18 protein-coding genes are annotated in these 21,180 nt (G+C 32.6%); 3 read left to right on the top strand and 15 right to left on the bottom strand.

Annotation, left to right across the window (positions count from 1 at the left end; translation table 11 throughout):
- Nucleotides 1-3: 3 nt before the first annotated feature.
- The 3 genes from KCG49_RS03005 to KCG49_RS02995 are packed head-to-tail and all read right to left on the bottom strand — an operon-like array spanning nt 4 to nt 3,829.
- Complete coding sequence (locus KCG49_RS03005) at nt 4-780, bottom strand: polysaccharide biosynthesis/export family protein (RefSeq protein WP_218544705.1); 777 nt, start codon at nt 778-780, stop codon at nt 4-6.
- 32 nt (nt 781-812) lie between these two features.
- The gene (locus tag KCG49_RS03000) at nt 813-2,708 is read right to left on the bottom strand and encodes a polysaccharide biosynthesis protein (RefSeq protein WP_218544704.1); all 1,896 of its coding nucleotides are present in this window, start codon (nt 2,706-2,708) and stop codon (nt 813-815) included.
- Nucleotides 2,702-3,829 (bottom strand): DegT/DnrJ/EryC1/StrS family aminotransferase, encoded by a 1,128-nt coding sequence (locus KCG49_RS02995; RefSeq protein WP_218544703.1) that lies wholly within the window; start codon nt 3,827-3,829, stop codon nt 2,702-2,704. The genes KCG49_RS03000 and KCG49_RS02995 overlap by 7 nt, the downstream gene beginning before the upstream one ends.
- Nucleotides 3,830-4,249: 420 nt before the next feature.
- Between KCG49_RS02995 and KCG49_RS02990 the strand changes: the two genes are divergently transcribed.
- Entirely contained in the window at nt 4,250-5,221 is a 972-nt protein-coding gene (locus KCG49_RS02990) for an ATP-grasp domain-containing protein (RefSeq protein ID WP_218544702.1), read from the top strand.
- Complete coding sequence (locus KCG49_RS02985; protein ID WP_218544701.1) at nt 5,205-5,861, top strand: HAD family hydrolase; 657 nt, start codon at nt 5,205-5,207, stop codon at nt 5,859-5,861. The genes KCG49_RS02990 and KCG49_RS02985 overlap by 17 nt, the downstream gene beginning before the upstream one ends.
- Here KCG49_RS02985 and KCG49_RS02980 read toward each other — a convergent pair.
- The 12 genes from KCG49_RS02980 to KCG49_RS02925 all read right to left on the bottom strand — a co-directional run bounded on the left by KCG49_RS02980 (nt 5,858) and on the right by KCG49_RS02925 (nt 19,456).
- On the bottom strand, nt 5,858-6,472 hold the full coding sequence (locus tag KCG49_RS02980) for a sugar transferase (protein WP_218544700.1): 615 nt from the start codon (nt 6,470-6,472) through the stop codon (nt 5,858-5,860). The genes KCG49_RS02985 and KCG49_RS02980 overlap by 4 nt on opposite strands.
- 35 nt (nt 6,473-6,507) lie before the next feature.
- On the bottom strand, nt 6,508-7,641 hold the full coding sequence (locus KCG49_RS02975; RefSeq protein ID WP_218544699.1) for a glycosyltransferase family 4 protein: 1,134 nt from the start codon (nt 7,639-7,641) through the stop codon (nt 6,508-6,510).
- 6 nt (nt 7,642-7,647) lie between these two features.
- Nucleotides 7,648-9,552 (bottom strand): asparagine synthase (glutamine-hydrolyzing), encoded by a 1,905-nt coding sequence (gene asnB / locus KCG49_RS02970; RefSeq protein ID WP_218544698.1) that lies wholly within the window; start codon nt 9,550-9,552, stop codon nt 7,648-7,650.
- A gap of 12 nt (nt 9,553-9,564) precedes the next feature.
- Nucleotides 9,565-10,716 carry a glycosyltransferase gene (locus tag KCG49_RS02965; protein ID WP_218544697.1) on the bottom strand — a complete coding sequence of 384 codons (1,152 nt, stop codon included), beginning with the start codon at nt 10,714-10,716 and terminating at the stop codon, nt 9,565-9,567.
- Between the two features lie 233 nt (nt 10,717-10,949).
- Nucleotides 10,950-12,005, bottom strand: a complete 1,056-nt coding sequence (locus tag KCG49_RS02960; protein WP_218544696.1) for a sugar-transfer associated ATP-grasp domain-containing protein — start codon at nt 12,003-12,005, stop codon at nt 10,950-10,952.
- Nucleotides 12,006-12,050: 45 nt separating this feature from the next.
- Nucleotides 12,051-13,121 (bottom strand): glycosyltransferase, encoded by a 1,071-nt coding sequence (locus KCG49_RS02955; RefSeq protein ID WP_218544695.1) that lies wholly within the window; start codon nt 13,119-13,121, stop codon nt 12,051-12,053.
- Complete coding sequence (locus KCG49_RS02950; RefSeq protein ID WP_218544694.1) at nt 13,114-14,046, bottom strand: ATP-grasp fold amidoligase family protein; 933 nt, start codon at nt 14,044-14,046, stop codon at nt 13,114-13,116. Before KCG49_RS02950 ends, KCG49_RS02955 begins: the two co-directional genes overlap by 8 nt.
- Nucleotides 14,047-14,100: 54 nt before the next feature.
- On the bottom strand, nt 14,101-15,066 hold the full coding sequence (locus tag KCG49_RS02945) for an ATP-grasp fold amidoligase family protein (protein ID WP_218544693.1): 966 nt from the start codon (nt 15,064-15,066) through the stop codon (nt 14,101-14,103).
- Nucleotides 15,067-15,075: 9 nt separating this feature from the next.
- Nucleotides 15,076-15,657: a serine O-acetyltransferase gene (locus KCG49_RS02940; protein WP_218544692.1), complete on the bottom strand. Its 582-nt coding sequence runs from the start codon at nt 15,655-15,657 to the stop codon at nt 15,076-15,078.
- Nucleotides 15,654-16,769, bottom strand: coding sequence for an O-antigen ligase family protein (locus KCG49_RS02935; RefSeq protein ID WP_218544691.1), 1,116 nt, complete (start codon nt 16,767-16,769; stop codon nt 15,654-15,656). Before KCG49_RS02935 ends, KCG49_RS02940 begins: the two co-directional genes overlap by 4 nt.
- Before the next feature lie 38 nt (nt 16,770-16,807).
- Nucleotides 16,808-17,905, bottom strand: coding sequence for a glycosyltransferase family 4 protein (locus tag KCG49_RS02930; protein ID WP_218544690.1), 1,098 nt, complete (start codon nt 17,903-17,905; stop codon nt 16,808-16,810).
- A gap of 6 nt (nt 17,906-17,911) precedes the next feature.
- On the bottom strand, nt 17,912-19,456 hold the full coding sequence (locus tag KCG49_RS02925) for a lipopolysaccharide biosynthesis protein (protein ID WP_218544689.1): 1,545 nt from the start codon (nt 19,454-19,456) through the stop codon (nt 17,912-17,914).
- 418 nt (nt 19,457-19,874) lie between these two features.
- On the opposite strand from KCG49_RS02925, the gene KCG49_RS02920 reads away from it, so the two are divergent.
- A complete protein-coding gene (locus KCG49_RS02920) occupies nt 19,875-21,170 on the top strand; it encodes a right-handed parallel beta-helix repeat-containing protein (protein WP_218544688.1) in 1,296 nt (431 codons plus the stop codon).
- Nucleotides 21,171-21,180 lie beyond the last annotated feature (10 nt).

The raw sequence follows: 21,180 nt of genomic DNA, 5'->3' as shown, positions 1-21,180 counted from the left end.
ATTTTATCTTACTAAGAATACAGCTATAACAGTTGTTAGTGTACCAATAGCAGAGATTAATACTGAATTATTTTGGTTGTACGTAGATGAGCGAATCTTGGCATTGTTTGGCTCAACGTATATAACATCATTTTGTTGTAAATAGTATACTGGTGAGTTAACAACATTGACGGTGGTAAGATCCATTTTGGCATATTTCTTTTTTCCATCAACCTCTCTTATTAGCATCACATTTTTACGTTTTCCAAAAATGGTTAAATCATCTGCTAAGCCCAATGCTTCTAAAACTGTGATTCTCTCGTCTTGTATGGTGAATGTACCAGGATTTCTCACCTCTCCTAAAATCGTTACGGTAAAGTTTGCTAACCTCACATTTACAATAGGATTGGTTACATATTCGCTTATCTTTTCGGTTAGCATATCTGTGAGTTCTGTTCTGGTCAATCCAGCAATTTGTAAAGTTCCTAACACAGGAAACTCAATATTACCATCGTAATCCACTAAATATGTTTGTTGTTGCATTCCGCCTCTGGCAGAAACAATATCCGTATTACCACCTTGTACCAATGCTAAATTAAATGGTCTTACCGTATCTGGGTCTAAAGCAGCGACATTGATCGTTAAAATATCGTCTGGTTTATAAACTAATTGTTTGGGTTCGGACATTAAAACACCACTTTCTAAAGGCTCATCCTGAAAGTAAACAATATTTTTACGTGAGCCACAAGAGGATAACATAAAAATGGCTAACAATGGAATAAAAAGGTTACGAGTTTTCATTTGTAGTTTTTTGGTATAGTTTATAATTAGGGTTATTTCTTTGTATCCAATACTTCGTATGTGGAATTATTAGAAATATATTCTGGTATTAGTTTTTTTATTAATGACACTATTTCTAATGGCTGCGTTAAGGTATTGATGTTTGTAAGCGTATTTATTTGTTTTTCCACAGCGTCAATATCTACATGTCTTGATTTTGCGATCATTATTTTTTCGTGATACGTTTTTTTAGTGTTCTCTCCATCAGCCAATAGTTCTTCATAGATTTTTTCCCCAGGTCTTAATCCGGTAATTTTAATATCTATATCTTCAGGGTAACGCAAACCAGAAAGTACAATCATGTTTGTGGCCAAATTGAAAATTTTGATAGGCTCTCCCATATCAAAAACAAATATCTCACCACCGTTACCCATAGCCGCTGCTTCTAATACTAATTGGCATGCTTCGGGAATTGTCATAAAATAACGCGTTATCTCTCTGTGCGTTACGGTTAAAGGACCGCCTTTTTCTATCTGGTTTTTAAATAGCGGAATTACAGAACCATTAGAACCTAACACATTACCAAACCTTGTGGTGATGAATTTAGTATGTCCTTTGCCTTTAAGACAAGTGACGTAAAGTTCTGCAATTCGTTTGGTTGCACCCATAACATTAGTTGGGTTTACGGCTTTATCCGTTGAGATCAAAACAAACTTATCTACACTATGCTTCACTGCAATATCAGCTACATTTTTAGTACCGCCTATATTTACACTAACAGCTTCAAATGGATTATTTTCCATTAATGGTACATGCTTATAAGCTGCGGCATGGAAAATTATCTTTGGCTTGTATAGGTTAAATATTTGATCGATTCTAGATTTATTTCTTACGTCAGCAACAATAGCATCTATATTGGTTAGACCTTGTTGTCTAAATTCTTGCTGAATATCATACAATGCGGATTCAGCATTATCCACAAGAATTAACTTTTTATAATTGTACAAGCTGACCTTTCTACATATTTCACTACCAATAGAACCAGCAGCTCCGGTAATTAAAATAACCTTATTATCGTACTGATCTTCTAAATCTGGATTTTTAATATTGATTGGATCTCTGCCCAAGAGGTCTTCTATTTTCACCTCTTTTATTTGACCTACGCTTAAATCTCCATCTATCCAACTTTGTACAGGAGGTACTATTTTTACCTTAAGCTCTAAGGCGAATAAACTTCCTGTTATTTGTAATAGTCGTGTGGGGTCGATATTCTGAATGGAGATAATAACATATTCTACATTATTCTTCTTAATAAATGCTTCATTAATCTCATCAATGCTGTAAACCTTAAGTAGGTTTATTTTTTTGCCTATTTTACGTTCGTCATCATCAATAAAACCAACAACCTCAATGCCACTTTTGGTATCGTTTTGGATGGCATCATAGGTAAGCATACCAGAATTACCAGCTCCAAAAATCAACACATTGGAAATTGTATTAAAATCTTGCGTAATTTGATTGTAAAGTGATTTTATAAATAATTTTGCTCCAATTAAAAATAGTATATTGAGCAACAAGTGTATATATATAATAGAGCCAGAAATATCAAACAGGTTATTATCACCCAAAAATTTTCTGCTCAAAAATGTACAGCAAATAAGAATCGTAGCTAAAATATTAGCCCCAATAATGACATTGACTATATCCTTAAATCCAGTAAACCTAACAACACCTTTGTAAGATCCTACAGCGATTAAACTAATTGCAGCCGCTAAGGCCACATATGGTGTTTGTTTTAAGGCCGTAAAAAAATCGAAATCTACCTTAAAGTTGAATCGAATTAAAAATGCCAGAAAAAAAGTGGCTATAACAATACATACGTCAAATAATAGTACTAACCATTTAGAGGCGTACCGTTGAGATATTCTATTTAGAAACTCCACTAACATACTGCAAAATACGTATTTATGGCAGAAATTACTCTATCCAATTGCTCATTAGTAAGATTCGATCCGCTAGGAAGACAAAGTCCTCTTTCAAATAAATCATCTGAAACACCATTTAGGTATCTAGGTGCATTTTTGAAAACAGGTTGCTGATGCATTGGCTTCCATAAAGGTCTCGATTCAATATTTTCTTTTTCTAAAGCCAACCTCAAACCTTCTCTCGTAGTCTTAGAATCTAATAATATAGTAGATAACCAGCGATTTGAGAAATGGCCTTCTGGTTCATTTAAAAATGTAATTTTATTATTGCTTGAAAATGTCTTTTTATACAGTTCGTGATTAGACCGACGCTTTGTTACATGGCTATCTAAAATTGTCATTTGTCCACGGCCAATACCTGCAACGATATTAGACATTCTGTAATTATAACCTATATGCGAGTGTTGGTAATGTGGTGCATCATCCCTGGCTTGAGTAGCTAAAAAAACAGCTTTTTCTTTGTGCTCTTCAGTTCTGGTTACCAAAGCACCACCACCAGATGTAGTTATAATTTTATTACCATTGAATGAGAGTATTGAAAGATCACCAAAAGTGCCACAATTTTGTCCATTATAGTGACTTCCCAATGACTCTGCACTATCTTCAATTACTGGTATGTTGTATTCTTTGGCGATTTTGTGAATTTCGTTGACTTTGTATGGCATGCCATATAAGTGTACTGGTATGATTGCTTTTGGTATTTTGCCTTTTTCAATCCTATCCTTAATAGCAGTCTCTAATTGCTCTGGACACATATTCCATGTGTCTTTTTCACTATCCACAAAAACGGGAGTAGCTCCTTGATACACAATTGGATTTGCTGATGCCGAAAACGTTTTGCTCTGGCAAACAACCTCATCACCATTGGTAACACCTAATAAAATAAGGCTTAAGTGCAGGGCAGAAGTACCAGATGCCAATGCGGCAACATATCGGTCTTCATTAAGATAAGATTGTAAATCATTCTCAAAGCCATTGACATTTGGCCCTAATGGTGCAACCCAATTAGCTTCAAAAGCTTGTTTTATGTAAGTCTCTTCAACACCACTCATATGAGGTGACGATAACCATATTTTAGGTTTCATAAGCAAAAATTGTTAAGTAATTGATATTACTTTCTCAATTTCATGTCTTAGAGGGATTTGGGACACGATCTAAAAATCGGTTAAATATGCGTTAATAAAGTGGGACTGCCCAAATAAAGACGATAAAAGGCAGATATTTACGTTGTTGATTGTGAGTGAGATTAAATGTTTATACCAAGCTGTTTTAAGTTTGTTTATTAAATAATCTGTTTGTTTAAATTCAATAATACAACACTGCTGTTGACCCATTTGAAGCCATACTTAACTCTATTGGGTAGCCAAAGTATTTTTAGAATAGTTTAATTGATGTTTCAACCAATTAATATGCTTTATATAGGAACAATTCTAAATAGTTGACCAACAAAATTATATTTGTTTTTCATTACATTATCAATATTATTTTGCCCTTAACTAAATAAGATGAACATTTTAATTACTTCTGCAGGAAGACGTGTGTCATTGGTTAGATCTTTTCAAAAAGAGCTAAAGAAATTTTTCCCCGAGTCTAAAGTATTTGCTTCTGATTCTACACCTAAACTCTCTGCAGCTTGCCAGATAGCTGACCATTATTTTGAAGTTCCAAGATTGAATGAAGATTTATATTTTGAAGAATTTATAAGTCTATGTCAGCAACACAACATAAAACTTATTATACCAACTATTGACACGGAGCTACTTCAATTAGCACAAAATAAAGTACGTTTAGAAGAAAAAGGTGTCTCGGTTGTTATCTCCTCGATAGACTTTATCACAAAATGCCGTGACAAAAGGTCTATACATAGCTTCTTTGAAACTAAAGGGTTGAGGGTCGCAAAAGAGTATGGGAAAGATAATTACTCTCTTCCTATGTTTATTAAGCCTTATGACGGTAGCAGAAGTGTTGATACTTATGTAATAAATAAAAAGAGTGAATTAACGGACTATCATTTTGAAAATGAAAAACTGATGTTTTTGGAATACTTAGATCATAATGAGTTTACTGAGTTTACCTGTGATTTGTATTATGATAAAAACAATAAATTAAAATGTGCTGTGCCAAGAAAACGTTTAGAGGTCAGGGATGGTGAAGTATACAAGGCATTAACACAAAACAATATATTGGTTAAATATATAAGACAACATCTTCTACACATAGACGGAGCTGTTGGCTGTATTACGGCTCAATTTTTTCTGCATAATAATGACGAATCCAAAATCTATGCTATTGAAATAAATCCTAGATTTGGTGGTGGTTTTCCTTTGTCTTACTTAGCTGGCGCTAATTTTCCCAAATGGATTATTGAAGAATATTTGTTAGAAAATAATATTGAAGACAAATTTAACTCTTGGGAAAGCGATTTGCTTATGATTAGATATGATGATGAAATTTTAGTGCATGGATATAAAGGTTAATACTAATACAGTCGTTGTTTTTGATCTCGATGACACACTTTATAATGAGTTAGATTTTTTAAAATCAGCTTACCAGTATATTGCACAAAAACTTGAGGTAAAAAATCACAAGTCCTTGTATATTAATATGTTTTCATTATATCGTAACAATAAAAATGTCTTTAAGCTTTTAAGTTCAGAATATAATGTTGAGATACAATTGTTAATCGATATGTATCGAAACCATATTCCCAATATTGAATTGTTTGAAGGTGCTATGGAAATGATTAATTCTGTTAAGGCTAAACAGGGTAAAATAGGAATTATAACTGATGGTAGATCTAAAACGCAAAGGGCAAAAATCAATGCTCTTGGCATTACTGATTTGGTCGATAAAGTAATAATATCGGAAGATATTGGTACGGAAAAACCAAATATTAATAACTTTAGAATTATTGAATCTGAATTTCCAAATTGCAATTATTGGTACATTGCAGATAACTTAAAGAAAGACTTCATTTCGCCTAACCAATTAGGATGGAATACTCTTGGCCTCATAGATAATGGAAAAAACATTCATTATGCTTCACACAAATATATGGATGTAGAGCATAAGCCTCTAGACTTCATTTTGAATTTAAGCGACATAAAAATCGTTTAAATATTCTTTGTTCCTGTAAATATTGGCATATCATCATTATCAGAATGATTAACATCCTTTCTACTAATGACCTTGTCTATAGTTTTAAAAATAATTCTTAAATCTAGTAAAAAAGACTGGTTATCAACATAGTAAACATCGTATTCAAATTTTTGTTCCCAACTTATAGTATTTCTTCCGTTTACTTGAGCCCATCCGGTAATACCAGGTGTAACCTCGTGCCTCCTGTTTTGTTCCTCAGTGTAAAGCGGCAAATACTTTGGCAAAAGTGGGCGAGGACCAACTAAACTCATATCACCTTTTAAAATATTAAACAGTTGCGGAATTTCGTCTAAAGAATATTTTCTGCAAAAATCACCAATCTTTGTGATGCGATGTACTACGGGTAAAAGGTTACCTTCACTATCGGTTTTATCATTCATGGTCTTTAACTTAATGATAGTGAATAGTTTTCCGTTTTTGCCAGTTCTGGTTTGATAGAAAAAAGGCTTGCCTTTATTTGCTATGGCCAATATCACTATGAGCGTAAGTAATATTGGAGACGCAATAATTATATTAATCAATGCTGCGAAAAAATCAGCTGTACGTTTTATTATATGGTAAAGTTTCATAATTCTAAATATTTAGTTTTCAAATATTTGAAAAATTAATTAAGGGCTTTATTTATAATCTCTATAAGGTCATTATTAATAATATTAACATCAAAACGTTCTTCGGCATATGTTCTACTATTAATTCCCATTTCCTTTATTTTATTAGGATTGGTGATAAAATATTCCATAGGTTTTATCAGTGCATCTAAGTTTTGTGGCTCAATTAAAAACCCATTTACACCTTCCTTAACAGCTTCTCTGCATCCTACAGAGTCTGTTGTGATAATTGGGTTCCCACATGCATTTGCCTCTAAAGTGGTTCTTGGAAGCCCTTCTCTATAATAGCTAGGCAATACAAAAATATCGGTTTTATGTAAATGCTCTTCAATATTAGATTGTTTTCCGTGAAAAATAATAACTCCTTCTTTGTGCAATTCGTCAAGTTCTTCGAGACTAATTGCTGAAGGTGATATTTCTGGAGCTCCAATGACATGAAATTCTGTCTGGGGATATTTTTTCTTTAAAATTTTTGCGGCTTCTGTATATAGCGCAACCCCTTTCTCTTTGATTAATCGGGCAATAAAAAGAAAACTTACCTTATCTGAGGCATTCTTTTCCTTAAATCTAAACTTCTTAAGATTAATGCCAGAACCACTAACAAAATCTACATTCTGTTCTTTGGAAATTACATTTCTATCTAAAAACAGCTGATAATCATCTCTATTCTGAAATACAATGGATCTGTTTTTTCTTATGGACAGTTTATATAGGGTTTCATTAAAACGTTGAAGTGTTCGCGCTTTTTTAGTTAACCCGGTAAATGTATAACCTAAACCAGTAATTAAAGAAACTACAGGTACTTTGCACATATTTGCTGCCATTGAGCCATAGATAACTGGTTTAACGGTATATGGAAAAACTAAATCTATTTTATTGTCCTTTATGATGGATTTTAACTCTTTTATGGATTTAAAATCCTTTAAAGGATTAAGACCTGTACGCTGCAAGTTAAATTCAATTGGGGTAGCACCAAGCTTCTTTATGTCTTGACTGTTTTTTTTAGCAAAACTTGGAGCTGCTGCAAATACTTCAAAACCACTATCAACAAGACTTTTTATAAAGTCGCCTCTAAATCTTATAAGAGAGCCATCGTAAGATGCTATAAGTAATATTCTTTTTTTGTCCATCTCGTTTTAATTCTGCTTGAGAAAATTATACTTGTACCACTTTTGAAAACAATAATACGACCATACCCTAAATGTACTGTCTTTCTTGCTGTCTAAATGATCTTTCACCAATTTTGTAATTATCTCTACGTTAAATATACCTTGTGCTTTAAGCATATCAGTATCTATGTAACTTTCTAGTTCTTTACGCAAACTTTGTCTTAACCAATCGCCAGTTGGGCTACCGAAACCACTTTTGCCTTTTTCTAAAAACTCATCAGGAAATTGATCTCTAAATGCTTCTTTTAAAATGTGTTTTTTGTTCCAGCCTTTCATTAAGTAGCTTTCTGGTAATGTATTGGTAAACTCCCAAATCTCTTTATTTAAAAATGGAGCTCTACACTCTAAAGATGTCATCATGCTGGTTCTATCTACTTTGGCAAGCATTCCGCCTTCTAAACTCAGAATTTTATCTACCAATCTAAAGTCGGTTAAGGTTTCGATCTTTTGTTTGCCGAGTACATCTTTGTATTCTTGAAAAAGATTGTTTTCAAAATACTCTGGCTTCATAATTTCCTTGAGTTGATTACTGGTGTTTGCTAAAGAAATAATGTCCCAATAGAAATCACCATCGTAGTCTATGGCATTTAATAATTTATTAATCTTAAAGTTTCTACCGCGTTTATCGTCTTTTTCAACAAGGTATTTATTGCTTAATCTCGATATAGTTTTGTGTATGCCTTTTGGTATCACTCCTGTATACCTCTTATTCATTATACCAATGTAATACTTGTTGTAACCACCAAAGACTTCGTCACCGCCATCGCCTGTTAACGCCACTGTGACGTGCTCTCTGGTTTTTTCTGATAATAGGTGAGTGGGTAGTGCAGCTGTATCAGAAAATGGTTCATCAAAATTGACTAATATATCGTGGATGTTATTCTTTAAATCGTCTTCATCAATAATAAATTCATGATGATTGCTCTTTATCATTTTAGCTACAACCCTAGATTTATCGGTCTCATCGTAAGATGCCTTTCTAAATCCTATAGAAAACGTATCTATTTTTTTATCTGTGGTTTGGGAAAGACAAAGTGAAATAATGGACGAATCCACTCCACCAGATAAAAACGTACCCAAGCCAACATCTGCAATAGATCTGCTGTCTACGCTATTATAAACCAACTCCTTGGTTTTTGCTTTGGCATCATCAAAAGAAATATCTATAGTATTTGGTTGAGGCTCGGCATTAATCTTATGTATTGTGGTTTGGTGAGATGCTAGATCGTATTCCATATAATGATTAGCTTCTAACTTATATATATTTTCATAGATTGTGTGCGGTGCAGGAATATACGTTAGTCTAAAATAGAGGTTCAAACCTTTTTTAGAAATGCTAGGTGTAAAATCAATAGTGTTGATAATTGATTTTAGTTCTGAAGCCCATATAAATTCCTTTTCTGTATGTGTGTAATACAATGGTTTTTCACCAAAGAAATCTCGCGCAATAAATAATTTGTTCTTTGTCTTATCATAAATGCTAAAGCCATACATACCATCTAGCCATTGAAACGACTCAACACCATACTTTTCGTAAGCTTTTAAAATAACTTCAGTATCACTCGATGTTTTAAAGCTAACACCTTCGGATTCTAGCTTAGCTTTTATGATTCTATAGTTATAGATTTCTCCATTAAAAACGATTACAATCTGCTTATCATCAGAAAAAATTGGTTGCTGACCAGAAGATAAATCTATAATAGATAAACGTCGCATTCCCATACCAACAGAGAATGTGTCGTTTTCTTCTGAAAACAACCCGTCTTCATCAGGGCCTCTGTGAATGATAAGATCATTCATACTATTAAGAATAGAGGTTATCTCATTCTTATTTCGGTTGGTCTTAGCTATTATGCCATTAATTCCACACATATGTTTGGTTAATTAACTTTCTATAAACTGTTTAAACTTAGCGTATATATTTTCTAAATTATATTGTGTTGCACGCTGTAAACTAAGCGCACTAAATTTTTCTCTTTCATTTGGATTGTTATGAAAATAATCCATAGCCTTGCTCAAGCCAATATGGTCATCATTATTAACGAGAAGCCCATATTTTCCTATGTAAAATTCGCCATCATTTATAGTAATCTCTTTATTCTCATTTAATAACTCCAAGGGACCCGAAAGACAATTGGACGAAATGCAAGGTAACCCAATTGCCATGGCTTCTAACAAAGCATTTGGAAAACCTTCGGTAAACGAACACAGCACAAAATAGTGGTTAGATAATAGGTGCTCATTTACATTTTTTACTTTACCACCAAGTACCACACTTTTTTCGAGATTGGCTTTACGAATTTCTTCTGAAAGGTAGTTTTCTAAATCACCACCACCGAGAATGGTAAAATCATAGTTTAAATTAGAAGCTTCAATAGCTCTAACAATCATAATTTGGTTTTTTCTTTTATTGAGCGTGCCAGCTGTTATGCCTTTTAGTTTTTCTGTATTTATATTAAGACTGGCGGGTTCAATGGTTTGCTGTGGTAATTCAATAGGATTGTATATAACTTCCATTGGAATTTTAATACCGAAATTATCTTTTAAATCATTATTGATGTGTACCGAGTTGGAAAACAATTTATGGCACTTATTATAAAAAATAGGGTAGAACAGTTTTGAAATATAAAATGAAAGTTTACTCGTTACATTGTCTGAAGGAAATCCTCTTTCACTGATAATAGTTTTTACTTTTTTATTGAAGGTTGAAACGATTCCGTTTATAAGATTTGGAAATGCAAGAAATGATATTGAGATACCAATCTTATTGCGTTTAACAAAGCGGTAATACTTAATGATATATCCAAACGTGTCTATAAACTTTAAATAAAATGCCCTGTCTGGCGGATTATCTGAAAGTATTTTTATTGCAATATCATCTGGAATGGGAAAATGTATAGAATTATGAAAAAGCACCAAAGTAACATTGTAATCCTTCCTTAGCTCTTTTAAAAGAAGACTTATAACCTTTTCTGCGCCACCACTACCCAGAGTAATACTAAGTATGGCTATATTTTTTTTGGTCTTTGGGGCCATTAATTTATTGTATTAAACTATTTGAAACAAAAGCAGTTGCTTAAAGGCAAATTAGCTTGAATCAATAATTTTCAATCGTAAGTTCAATAAAACTGAAATCTAGTAGGTAGATTTTTAGAGCTTGAAAATTATTGATTTTGTTTCTTGGCCAAATATAATGGTTACTAACTGTAACCATATATTTCTTCGATTTGTTGAGCATTTTTCGTGTTTAATAGCTCAAATGACTACTATTATTTAGTCTTTCTCAAATTTTCCCAACCTAAATCTTTAAAATTTGGACCCGATGTTGTCTCATTCAGTGTGATTCCGTTGTGCCCGCCATTGACTTCAATTATTTTAACCTTATTATATTTGTCTAAAATTATATCCCAACCTGTACATCTTACAAACGGTATTTGGCTGTGAGCTCTTTTAACTTCTGCTAGGCAATCGTTGAATGAGGGCAATTCTTTTCCTCCAAAAGCAAAATCATTACCAGGAAGTTGTTTCAACAATTTCCAATAATAGGTATAAGCTTCGTGACTGAGTTTACCCGTTTTAACATCAAAAGGAATATAGATTGCAGAACTTGACTTTATATATTCGTCATTTTCATTTCCAAATTTAAAAAAACCAGTTCTTGCCTGTGGTACTCCATTGTCATCGCACATAGATGTAATACGGATTGTAGCTACTGATGATGTGCTAAACTGCGAGAAAAAGGGATGTTGCTCAATAAATTTCTGAAAAACACCATTGCCCAGTTTTCTTATTTCGTTAGCATCAAAAGATTTTTCATTAAGTACATATATACCTTTTCCCTGACGCGAGTTTTCGAGTTTAAAAACGACTTTTTCATGTTGAGAGAAAAGTAATGTTTTTAATGCCTCGTCATTTAATACTTTGTAATCCGTGGTTAAAAAATACCTGTTGACATAGTAGCAGATATCTAAGGTGTCTTCCTCTTTTAACAGTTGGGTGATTACTGCATTTCGGTTACTGATTCTTCCGTATTCGCCATTTAGCTGGGGGAGAACAACTTCTCCGTAATAATTATCTGGAATCCAACCTTCTCTAAACTCTCTGGTATAAGTTGTATAGACGATTAGCCATTGTGCGTACCTCTCATGTCCAAATACATCTTTTGAATATTCTTTACACAGTTTAATATTCTTTGCATCGAGCTTTCCTTTTGCCGCTTCAATGTTTTTGAGATGCTTTCTTGCTGTATTGTTTTGTTCCTTATGAAAGGCATACCATCTGCCTTTTTCAAGAATGTTTTTGGTTGCATCGACAATTTTTCTCATAATTCTGTTGGTTTAAGTTGATAAATAAATAGGCTAATCAATCAATTATCTTTTTCTTAAAACCTCTATGAATAGATGTTCGTAATCCTTTATTATTTTGTTTTTATTAAATTTCTTGTATACAGATTCCCTAATCACTTCAGGATCCCAATCTTTGTTTTCCGAAAGTCTTTTTACAAATTCGTCTTGGTCTTCAACCAAATACCCGTTAATTCCGTTTTCTACGATTTCTTTAGTTCCTCCCGGAGAATTAAAAGCGACTACGGGCACACCAACGACACAACTTTCTAAAAGTGCGTTAGGAAAACCTTCGGAATATGAGCCTTGTAGAAACATATCGTGCTCAATTAGATGGTCGAATACCTGATCCGTAAATTTAATTAGGGTTACATTTTCTTCTAATCCAAATTCTTTTATTCTATTAACTACGCCATTATATAAAGGACCATCGCCTATAATTGTATAATGAAAAGGAATAGTAAGTTTTTTTAATACCTCAAGGATTCTCATTTGACCCTTTGTATGGCTTAATCTGCCAACCGTGATAAACTTTTTTATGCCACTTTTGTTGGTATTGGTTTTTATAATATCCGTTTGGGTGATTGGGTTGTTGATTATGCTAATAGCGTCACTATCTATATTGTGAAAATCTATTATACTTTGCTTCATGTCTACTGACTGGCAAATGAAATGGTCTAGTTGTCTTGTACCGTATGAAAAGTAATCGAAAAATGATTGAAAAAATGATTTCTTTACAGCATGGGCTTTATTGAGTATACTTGCATGTCTCCCGACAAAAATGATTTTTGGAAACACAATGGAAATTAAACCCATAACGGCATTTAAATGAGAAATTGAGCTGACTACAATCTGGGGCTTTTGTTTTTTTATTAAACGAGAAAGTGAGAAAACGCCTCTCATTACGCGTTTTTTGTTTAAATGTATTACAGGTATACCAGATACAGGATACTTGCTTTCCTTTTCTAAACCGATTACAACCAGTGTGACATCAAACTTTTCTTTATCTAAATTTTGCGAAACAAAAGACATGACTCTTTCTGCGCCACCTGCAAAAAGTGTTGGTAAAACGAAAAAGATTTTTATTTTATTATTCATCAAATTTCTTAATATTTAACTGCTTGCCAAATTTATAGTCCCATTCTTTTTGAAAAAACTTTTGAAGCCCAGATGCATGATGAAACGTTAACTCTCCAAAATATGTTTTACCACGAACCGAGTAGAAATCTACTCTTACATATATAAAGTCTTTGGCAATTTTTTCAGCAAGTTGTATCATTTCCTCTAGATTAGATGGTCTCTCAACATCATCGCCATTTGGTCTTCCCCAATTACAGGGCAATAGATTCCATTCTTTATCATATATATTTCTATATCTTTTATCACTATGCCTTCCCAAATCGACCATTATAAATGCTAGTTTACCATTAAAACAGTGCAGTTTAAAGTCTTCTGGTATGCTACCGTCACTATAGGTTAAAAGTTTTTCTACAACAATCCTTGGCTCAATATTTTTATATTGCCACTCTCGTGTAGAATAATAATGGTTTTCATTCATCAACCGTTTTAGTTTCTTTCTTACTTTTTTCCATTTAACCTTAGACTTGTCTCTTACAATGATACCTCCTGAGCTATTGTGATTTGTTTTTATAATAAACTCTGTATCTGGTAAGTTCTTCTTTTTTATATCTCTTGCGTCTTTCGTGTGAAAAAGCAAAGGAATTAAATACTCACCGCCAATAGTTCTTTCAATATAATCTCTAACTTTATATTTGTCTGCTACTTTTGTATGCAGTTCTTTCCTTTCATACAGCTTTAACCAATTAATTTTTTCGTTTAAGGTTAGTGGGTTATCTAAATCTATAGAATAACCCATGTGCTTTTTAAAACTGTTTTTAATAATAAACTTATCTGAAACCAATCTTAGTCCAAGCTCATATGCTTTATAAAATGGTTTTAACATTAAATAACCTAAGTCAGTTTCTCTATAGAAACCAGAAATTGCTTGTCTCATTTTTTTCATGTCTTTTTGTTTTGTTGTGCGCTGGGAAACAAAACAAAATTCATGATTTCTATATTAAGGGCTTGTTACTTTTTTATTAATTAAATGTTTAATATCCAATAATTTCCCGAATTCTTCATCGCATTCTTTTTGCCAAAATTTTCTAAATCCAGAGGATTGATGTAGGGTTAATTCACCAAAATAGGTTTTTCCTTTTACAGAATAAAAATCTACTCTCAAGTACACAAAATCTTCCGCTAGTTTTTCTGCCAAAGCTATCATTTCCTCTAAATTTTCTGGTCTCGGCAACTCTCTTCCGTTTGGCCTTCCCCAATTGCATGGCAAAAGATTCCAGTTAGTGTCGTATATATTTCTACCTCGTGTTGGTAAATGCCTATCTACATCTACACCGAAGAATTGTACCTTACCATGAAAACAATGTATTTTGTAATCATCAGGGAGGTTTCCGTCTTCCATATTTAACAATTCCTCTACAACAATCCTTGGTTCAATATTTTTGTACTGCCATTCTCTGGTACTGTAATAGTGATTGGACTTTAGGAGACGTTTAAACCGTTTTCTGGTTTGTACCCAATCTATAGCAGATTTATCCTTTACTACTACACCGCCAGAACTATCGTGATTACATTTTATAATATGATCTACATCTGGTAAGTTCTCAGGTCTAATATCTTCTGGGTCTTTGGTGTGATAGAGTAGTGGAATTAAATACTCCTCTCCAATCTTTTCTTCTACATAAGCCCTTACCTTATACTTGTCTGCTATGATAGTATGTATATCTTTCTTATGATTAACTTTTAGCCAATTGATTTTTTCATTTAGGGTTTTGGGATTGTTAAGATCTAGAGGGTAACCCATATGTTTTTTAAAACTATGTTTTACCAAAACATCGTCTGGTATCATTTTGAGTACAAACTCATATATTTTATAAATAGGCCTAATAATATAATATCCTATATCCGTACCATAAATATTTGATAGCCTTTTTCTCAAGCCTTTTTTTCTTAAATCAGTACTCATCGATTTAGGTTAGATGTGTTTTATTATTTTTTTAATATCAACGCTACCAATAGGTTTTGCGGGTACACCAGCAAGCGCTACATTTTCTTGCTCACAAGATTTATTGACCACGGCATTGGCACCGATAGCAATATTGTTGGCAATTGTAATAGTTCCATAAATTTTTGCACCTGGAGCTATATAGACGTTATCACCAATTTGTGGCGCACCACTTTCTCCACCAGAAGCGCCAATATTGACACAGGCATGCATTCTGCAATTACTGCCAACTTTTGTATTTCTATTTATTACAATTGTACCATAATGTACTATAGACAAGCCAGGGCCAAACACATTGATTGGTATTGAGAAGCCTAGCTTTAATGATATATTTTTAAACTTATACCTTAGATATAATACATAGAACTTATTCAGTCCTCTGTTTTTGCAATTGGTATAATATTCAAGTTTTCGCATGGTTTTTTGAAACTTCCAAATGTGGTTAGGGGAGAAGTAACTCATTATCTTACCTGCTAGACCATTGGATTTTATACCTAGTGCTTTTTTATCTTGATTTAAATAATCGTGATATTCTGTTTTAGAACTTATCATACTTCTAAAAGTTTTTCTTCTTCCTCTTCCTCTCCGTTATCCAGTTTAAATATTTGATACTGTATCCACATTGCTGCAAATGTCATGTAATAAAATGTGAAAAAATTATGATTGGCCAACAAAAATACAGCTAGCGAAATAGTTTGCATTATAAGATGTGGGGCTGGTTTAAAATATATAAAACTCTTAAAAAAGAGACGTGCTACATATACCAAGAATAGTAAAAAAGGTATTATACCTGCTTCTCCAATTATCATTAAATACGTGTTATGAACTCCCATGGAATTGATTTTCCCAGAAAATGTACCATAACCGTTACCAATTAAGGGTGCATCCAATATTTGATCGTAAAACTTTGCCCATGTTTCTGTTCTAGAATCTTCACTGATTTCTTCACTGGATACTTTATTTTCGCTACTTACTATATTTTTAAGTTGTTCAAATCTTGGGTTGTTCAGTCCTACAACTTGATCGATAAATAACAATGCTGAAAAGATTAAAAAAGCAATACCAAAAATTCTAATATTTTTGATACTGACTTTTAATGAGATAACGTTTAGCAACAACCAAATGACTATAAATGTTCTTGAAAATGTTAATAACCCCATTAAAGTAAAGACAAATTGCCCAAATAATTTTAAAGTGCCATTCTTTAAACCATAAATTGATGAATAGCCATAAATACAGATAAAACCAGCTACATTGGCATTAAGGTAAAACCCGGCATATCTCCCATAGTCGTTTGTAAAGGACATCGCTTCAACACCAACACTCAATGCGCCTATTATAAAGAACACATATAACTCTGTAATGCTAACATGTTTTGTGAGTTCGTAGCCAGCAATAACAAAAATGAAATATTTAATTAATTCCATCATAAAAACCATTGGTGCGCCATAGAACTGTAAACTTCCTATAATAAAATACAATAGGGCAATAACTATTATCCACCAATTAGGTGCAGTTTTTTTCTCTAAAGCATAAAAAACAATCAGCATAAAAATAGTACCATAACTCAACATTCCACCTACACCGCCACCATATGCAAAGAGCCCAATTGAAGGCAAATTGAATATAACCAGTGCTAATGTTATGTACTTTATAATTTTCATGCTAATGGTATCACTACTTCACGATTCATGTTTTAAATTCATTTTATATGTTTGTTAATCAATGCTTCCCATTGTGCTACAACTTTTTCACTTGTATAAGCTTCTGTGGTTTGTTTTGCATTGTGTGAGAACTTAGTTTGTAATTCTTCACCGTTTATCAACTGTGATAATTTAGCTGTTAATGCTTGTTGGTCATTTACAGGAATTAAAAAGCCATTTTTGCCATCTTTTATTAAATCCGATGGGCCAAAGTTACAATCCGTTGAAATACATGGCAAACCAAAGTGCATCGCTTCTAAAAGTGCGTTGGGAAACCCTTCGGTTTTTGATGTGAAAACAAAAATTGAGGCTTCGTTGTAATATCTATCTATATCCTTTACTTTAGATATAATTTCTATACGATCTGATAAATTATATTGTTTGATAAGTTTGGTCAATTCTTGTTTTTTATTGCCATCCCCAATAATTTTTGCTTTCCAATCTTTTGGATTAATAGTGTGAAAAGCTGTGATTAATTCATCATGGCATTTGTTTTTATCGAGTCGTCCTACAGATAAAATTATCTTTTCCTGTTTTGTGTCGACATTTCGTAATTTAGACAGATCAGACGAAATAGGATTTGGTAATATAGTAATTTTGTTAGGCCTTATTTTTTTCTCATATAGTTTTTTTATACCCTTAGTTTGAAGTACTAACGAGTCAGCTTTTGGATAAACGAATTTCCTCAGTATTTCCCACAATTTTGGAACATCCTCAACCAAAGGATTATTGCGTTCACTTATAATAGAAGGGATGCCATTTAATTTTGCGGCAAGTACTGTTAATATATTTGCTGAAGTTATAAACCCAATAAGAATATCTACGCCTTCTTGTTTAGAAATTTTCGAAATGCGTTTTGTTAAGCTATAATTTAGCTTTAGTGAATCTAACGCAGACTTTGGTTTTTCAATGTTTTCTCTGCAATGAACTACTTTAACTCTGTTGTCTAAAGTATAAAACGGTGTAGATTTTGAAAATGTAATTATGGTAACATCAAATCTTTCGATAAGCGAATTGCTTAGTGTAGATATAACACGTTCTGCACCACCAGATGATAATGTGCCGACAACAAATCCTATGTTCTTTTTATGGCTCATTTTGAATTATCCAGTGAATTTTTTGATTACTAAATCCTTCATTCTGAAAACAAACACTTTAAACCCTTTTATAAATATAAACATTAGCGTGCCATAGATTATGGTAACTATGCTTGTAATTATAGCGGCATAAATAATCCAGTTAATCAAATTTGAAGATCTTCTATCATAGACAACATAATCAGCAACGAAGCTTACTAAAAGCACAGAAACACAAAATACTACAGCTAATGGCAATACACCTTGCCAGTATAACCATACATTCTTTTTAAATCCGTGTTTGTAAAGAAAATAAGGTTTCCAAATAACAACCATTAAAATAAGGCTGATAAGCGTACCTAGTATAATACCGTCAATTCCCCAAAAACTTCCACAAATTAGAGAAATGGCTAGATTTAGAATAGCTTCTGTCGCAGCTGCCCAAGTGTCGGAATACAAACCATAGGCATTTTTAAACCGTTCTACAGTAGAACTAATTTGGAAGATAAAAAAGTTCGCCACCATTAACAATAACGTTGTTTTTGCTAAGATATATTCTTCACCTAGCCAAAGTGTTATAAATGGTTCCATGGAAAAATACATAATCAGTCCAAAAAAGCCAGCAATAAAAAATTGCACCGCCATAAGTTCCCAAAATACCTTTTTAATGTTCTGTTGATTGTCTTCGGCAATTAAATTGCCAACTGCAGAGCCTGTACCAGCAAATGCCATTTTTACCAAGCCACCAAGTTTAGTGAAAATGAGTTGATAGTTACCAAAAAAGGCTACACTTTCTAAGCTTACCAAAGCAAAAACTAGAATATTGTCCGTTCCGTTTTTTACAAACGAACCCATTTTGTGTACAAAAACCTGCTTTATCTTTTTAATAATATCTGGATACTCCTTTATAATTTCTGCTTTCTCGGTAGAATTAATAATAAGCCAAGGATATTCTTTTTTTATTTTTTGTCTCACAACAACACTATATATAATACTAAAGACGAGTTCAAGAGCAATATAAATATAGAAGTCCTTTAAATATACAGCTACAAAAGCTTGTAAAATAACTCGTATGATATTTAAAGTTTGAAAATAGCCTTGGATAATGTAGCCTTTTTGATCCGCACCAAGCAAGCTCTGATGGTAATTGGCAAAATAACTGAGTAATGTAGAAGATAGAAGCGTGTAAAACACAAAATAGACCAAAGCCAAGGTAAAGGATGTATCATCAAAAATTAAAGGAAAAAAGAGCGATACGATAACGCCAATACCGATAATAAAGTAGCCTATTCGTTTATAAAGTACTCCAAGTAATGCAATGATCTTGTTGATCTCTTTATGGTTTTCATCAAAAATGGGTTTGTATAAAGTAAAACCAATAGCTGTACCAATGCCAAGTTCTGCCAAATTAAGAAATCCCAAGACACTTCTTAATGTCGTTTCTAAACCGATAAACTCATCTCCTAGATTGTCTAAAAATAATTTTCTAGAGAAAAACTGAACGAAAATGGAAGCAATGAAGAAGAATATTCCAACTTTTGCATTCTTTAAAGATTTCTTTACTCTAGACATCTATAAGTATTTTGCTACTCAATAGCATTACAGGTTTACAAGGATATAAATTTTACTTTATTTATAAAACTTCTATTCTTTTTAATTTTTACAGTGTAACTCTCTTACCATCAAGTATTAAAACAAATACTTTTTGGATTGTTCACCATTTCTAGAAATATCGTAATAAGGTTAAGGGAATTTTTTGTCTTCTTGTTAGTGTCTGCTGTATTAAATATTGACTGAAAACACGTTTTAGAATGCCTAAGGTTTGGATTATTCTTTTAATTCCGTTGGTTAAAAATAGCGATAAATCTAGTAAATTTGGTCAATGACAAAGATTATAAAACCAATGCACATCAAATATTTTTTTTGATAAAAAACAGTATTTCACGTCCAACATCAATTAATACGATTAAAAGTAGGTATTTTGCGTTCAATGAAAAACCCTTTATATATCAATTTCCTTTTCTTCATAGGCAATCTGAAGTATTATGCCATTATATTATGCGTTCCACTTTTATCGTTTGGGCAAAGTATAAAGGTATCTGCATACGGATTTAATACTGATGATAATAAAAAGTCTGTTTATAAAGCCATTAGAAATAATGATACTATTATTATAGATAAACAGGATAGCGAATGGTTGGTGTCTCCTTTAAAGTTTAGGAATTTAGAGAACAAGACTATAATTTTTGAAAAGGATGTTATTTTTAGGGCAAAACCCAATGCCTATGTTACCACGAGTGATTGTTTACTAAAGTTTATAAGCTGTAAAAATATTAATATTATAGGCAATGGTGCTTTGCTTACTATGAATAAAGAAGAGTATGTTGATGGAGAGTGGAGGATGGGACTTAGTTTTATGGGATGTAGCAATGTGGTAGTTGCTGATTTTACCATAGCCAATTCTGGTGGTGATGGCATATATATTGATGGTTATAAGGCGTTGCGTTATTCTGAAAATATTAGAATAAATAACGTTGTTTCTACAAACAACAAACGACAAGGTATAAGTATTATTAGTGCTAAGGATGTTTGGGTGAAAAATTCAGTATTTACAAAAACAAAAGGCACATTGCCAGAAGCGGGTTTAGATATAGAACCCGATAAAGATACGGATGTAGTAATTAATGTTAATTTTGAACATTGTTCTTTTACTAATAATTATCATTCGGGTATTGTGCTAGGTTTAGATAATTTAACAGATAAATCAGAGCCCGTTAGTATAAATTTTATAGATTGTTATTTAAGCATGAATCATGATATTTCTAATCGCTATCCTAAGGCAGAGATTATCGTGTCTTCTCGCCCCAACAATCCTGTGAAAGGTAAAGTAACATTTAATAATATCGTTGTTGATGGAAGTAAATGGGGTTTAATTTATTCAAGAAAGCCAAGTGATGCTTATCATACTTCGTTTAAAAATCTTAGCGCTATTAATATATGTCAACAAAAAGATAATATGAGTGTCATATATTTAGAAGTCCCAAACTATTTTAAGTCTTCAGGTCCCATAGGTGGATTTTCTTTTGAAAACACATATGTGAAATTCGATTCTAAATCGACTTTTTTTACAATTAGGGGTTCTAGTTTAGGGACGCTAAACGGTGTTAAAGACATAACAGGGCATATTATCCTTGAAGCTCCCAACCTCACTGAATTTAAACGTTACATAAAGTATAATCCCAATAAGAATATAAACTTTGATATCAACTATACGCTAAAGAACTAAGCAACTATAA

The sequence above is a fragment of the Winogradskyella luteola genome, from assembly GCF_019203985.1.
GTDB classification, from domain to species: Bacteria; Bacteroidota; Bacteroidia; order Flavobacteriales; family Flavobacteriaceae; genus Winogradskyella; species Winogradskyella luteola.
This window is presented reverse-complemented; position numbering and strand designations above follow the sequence as displayed.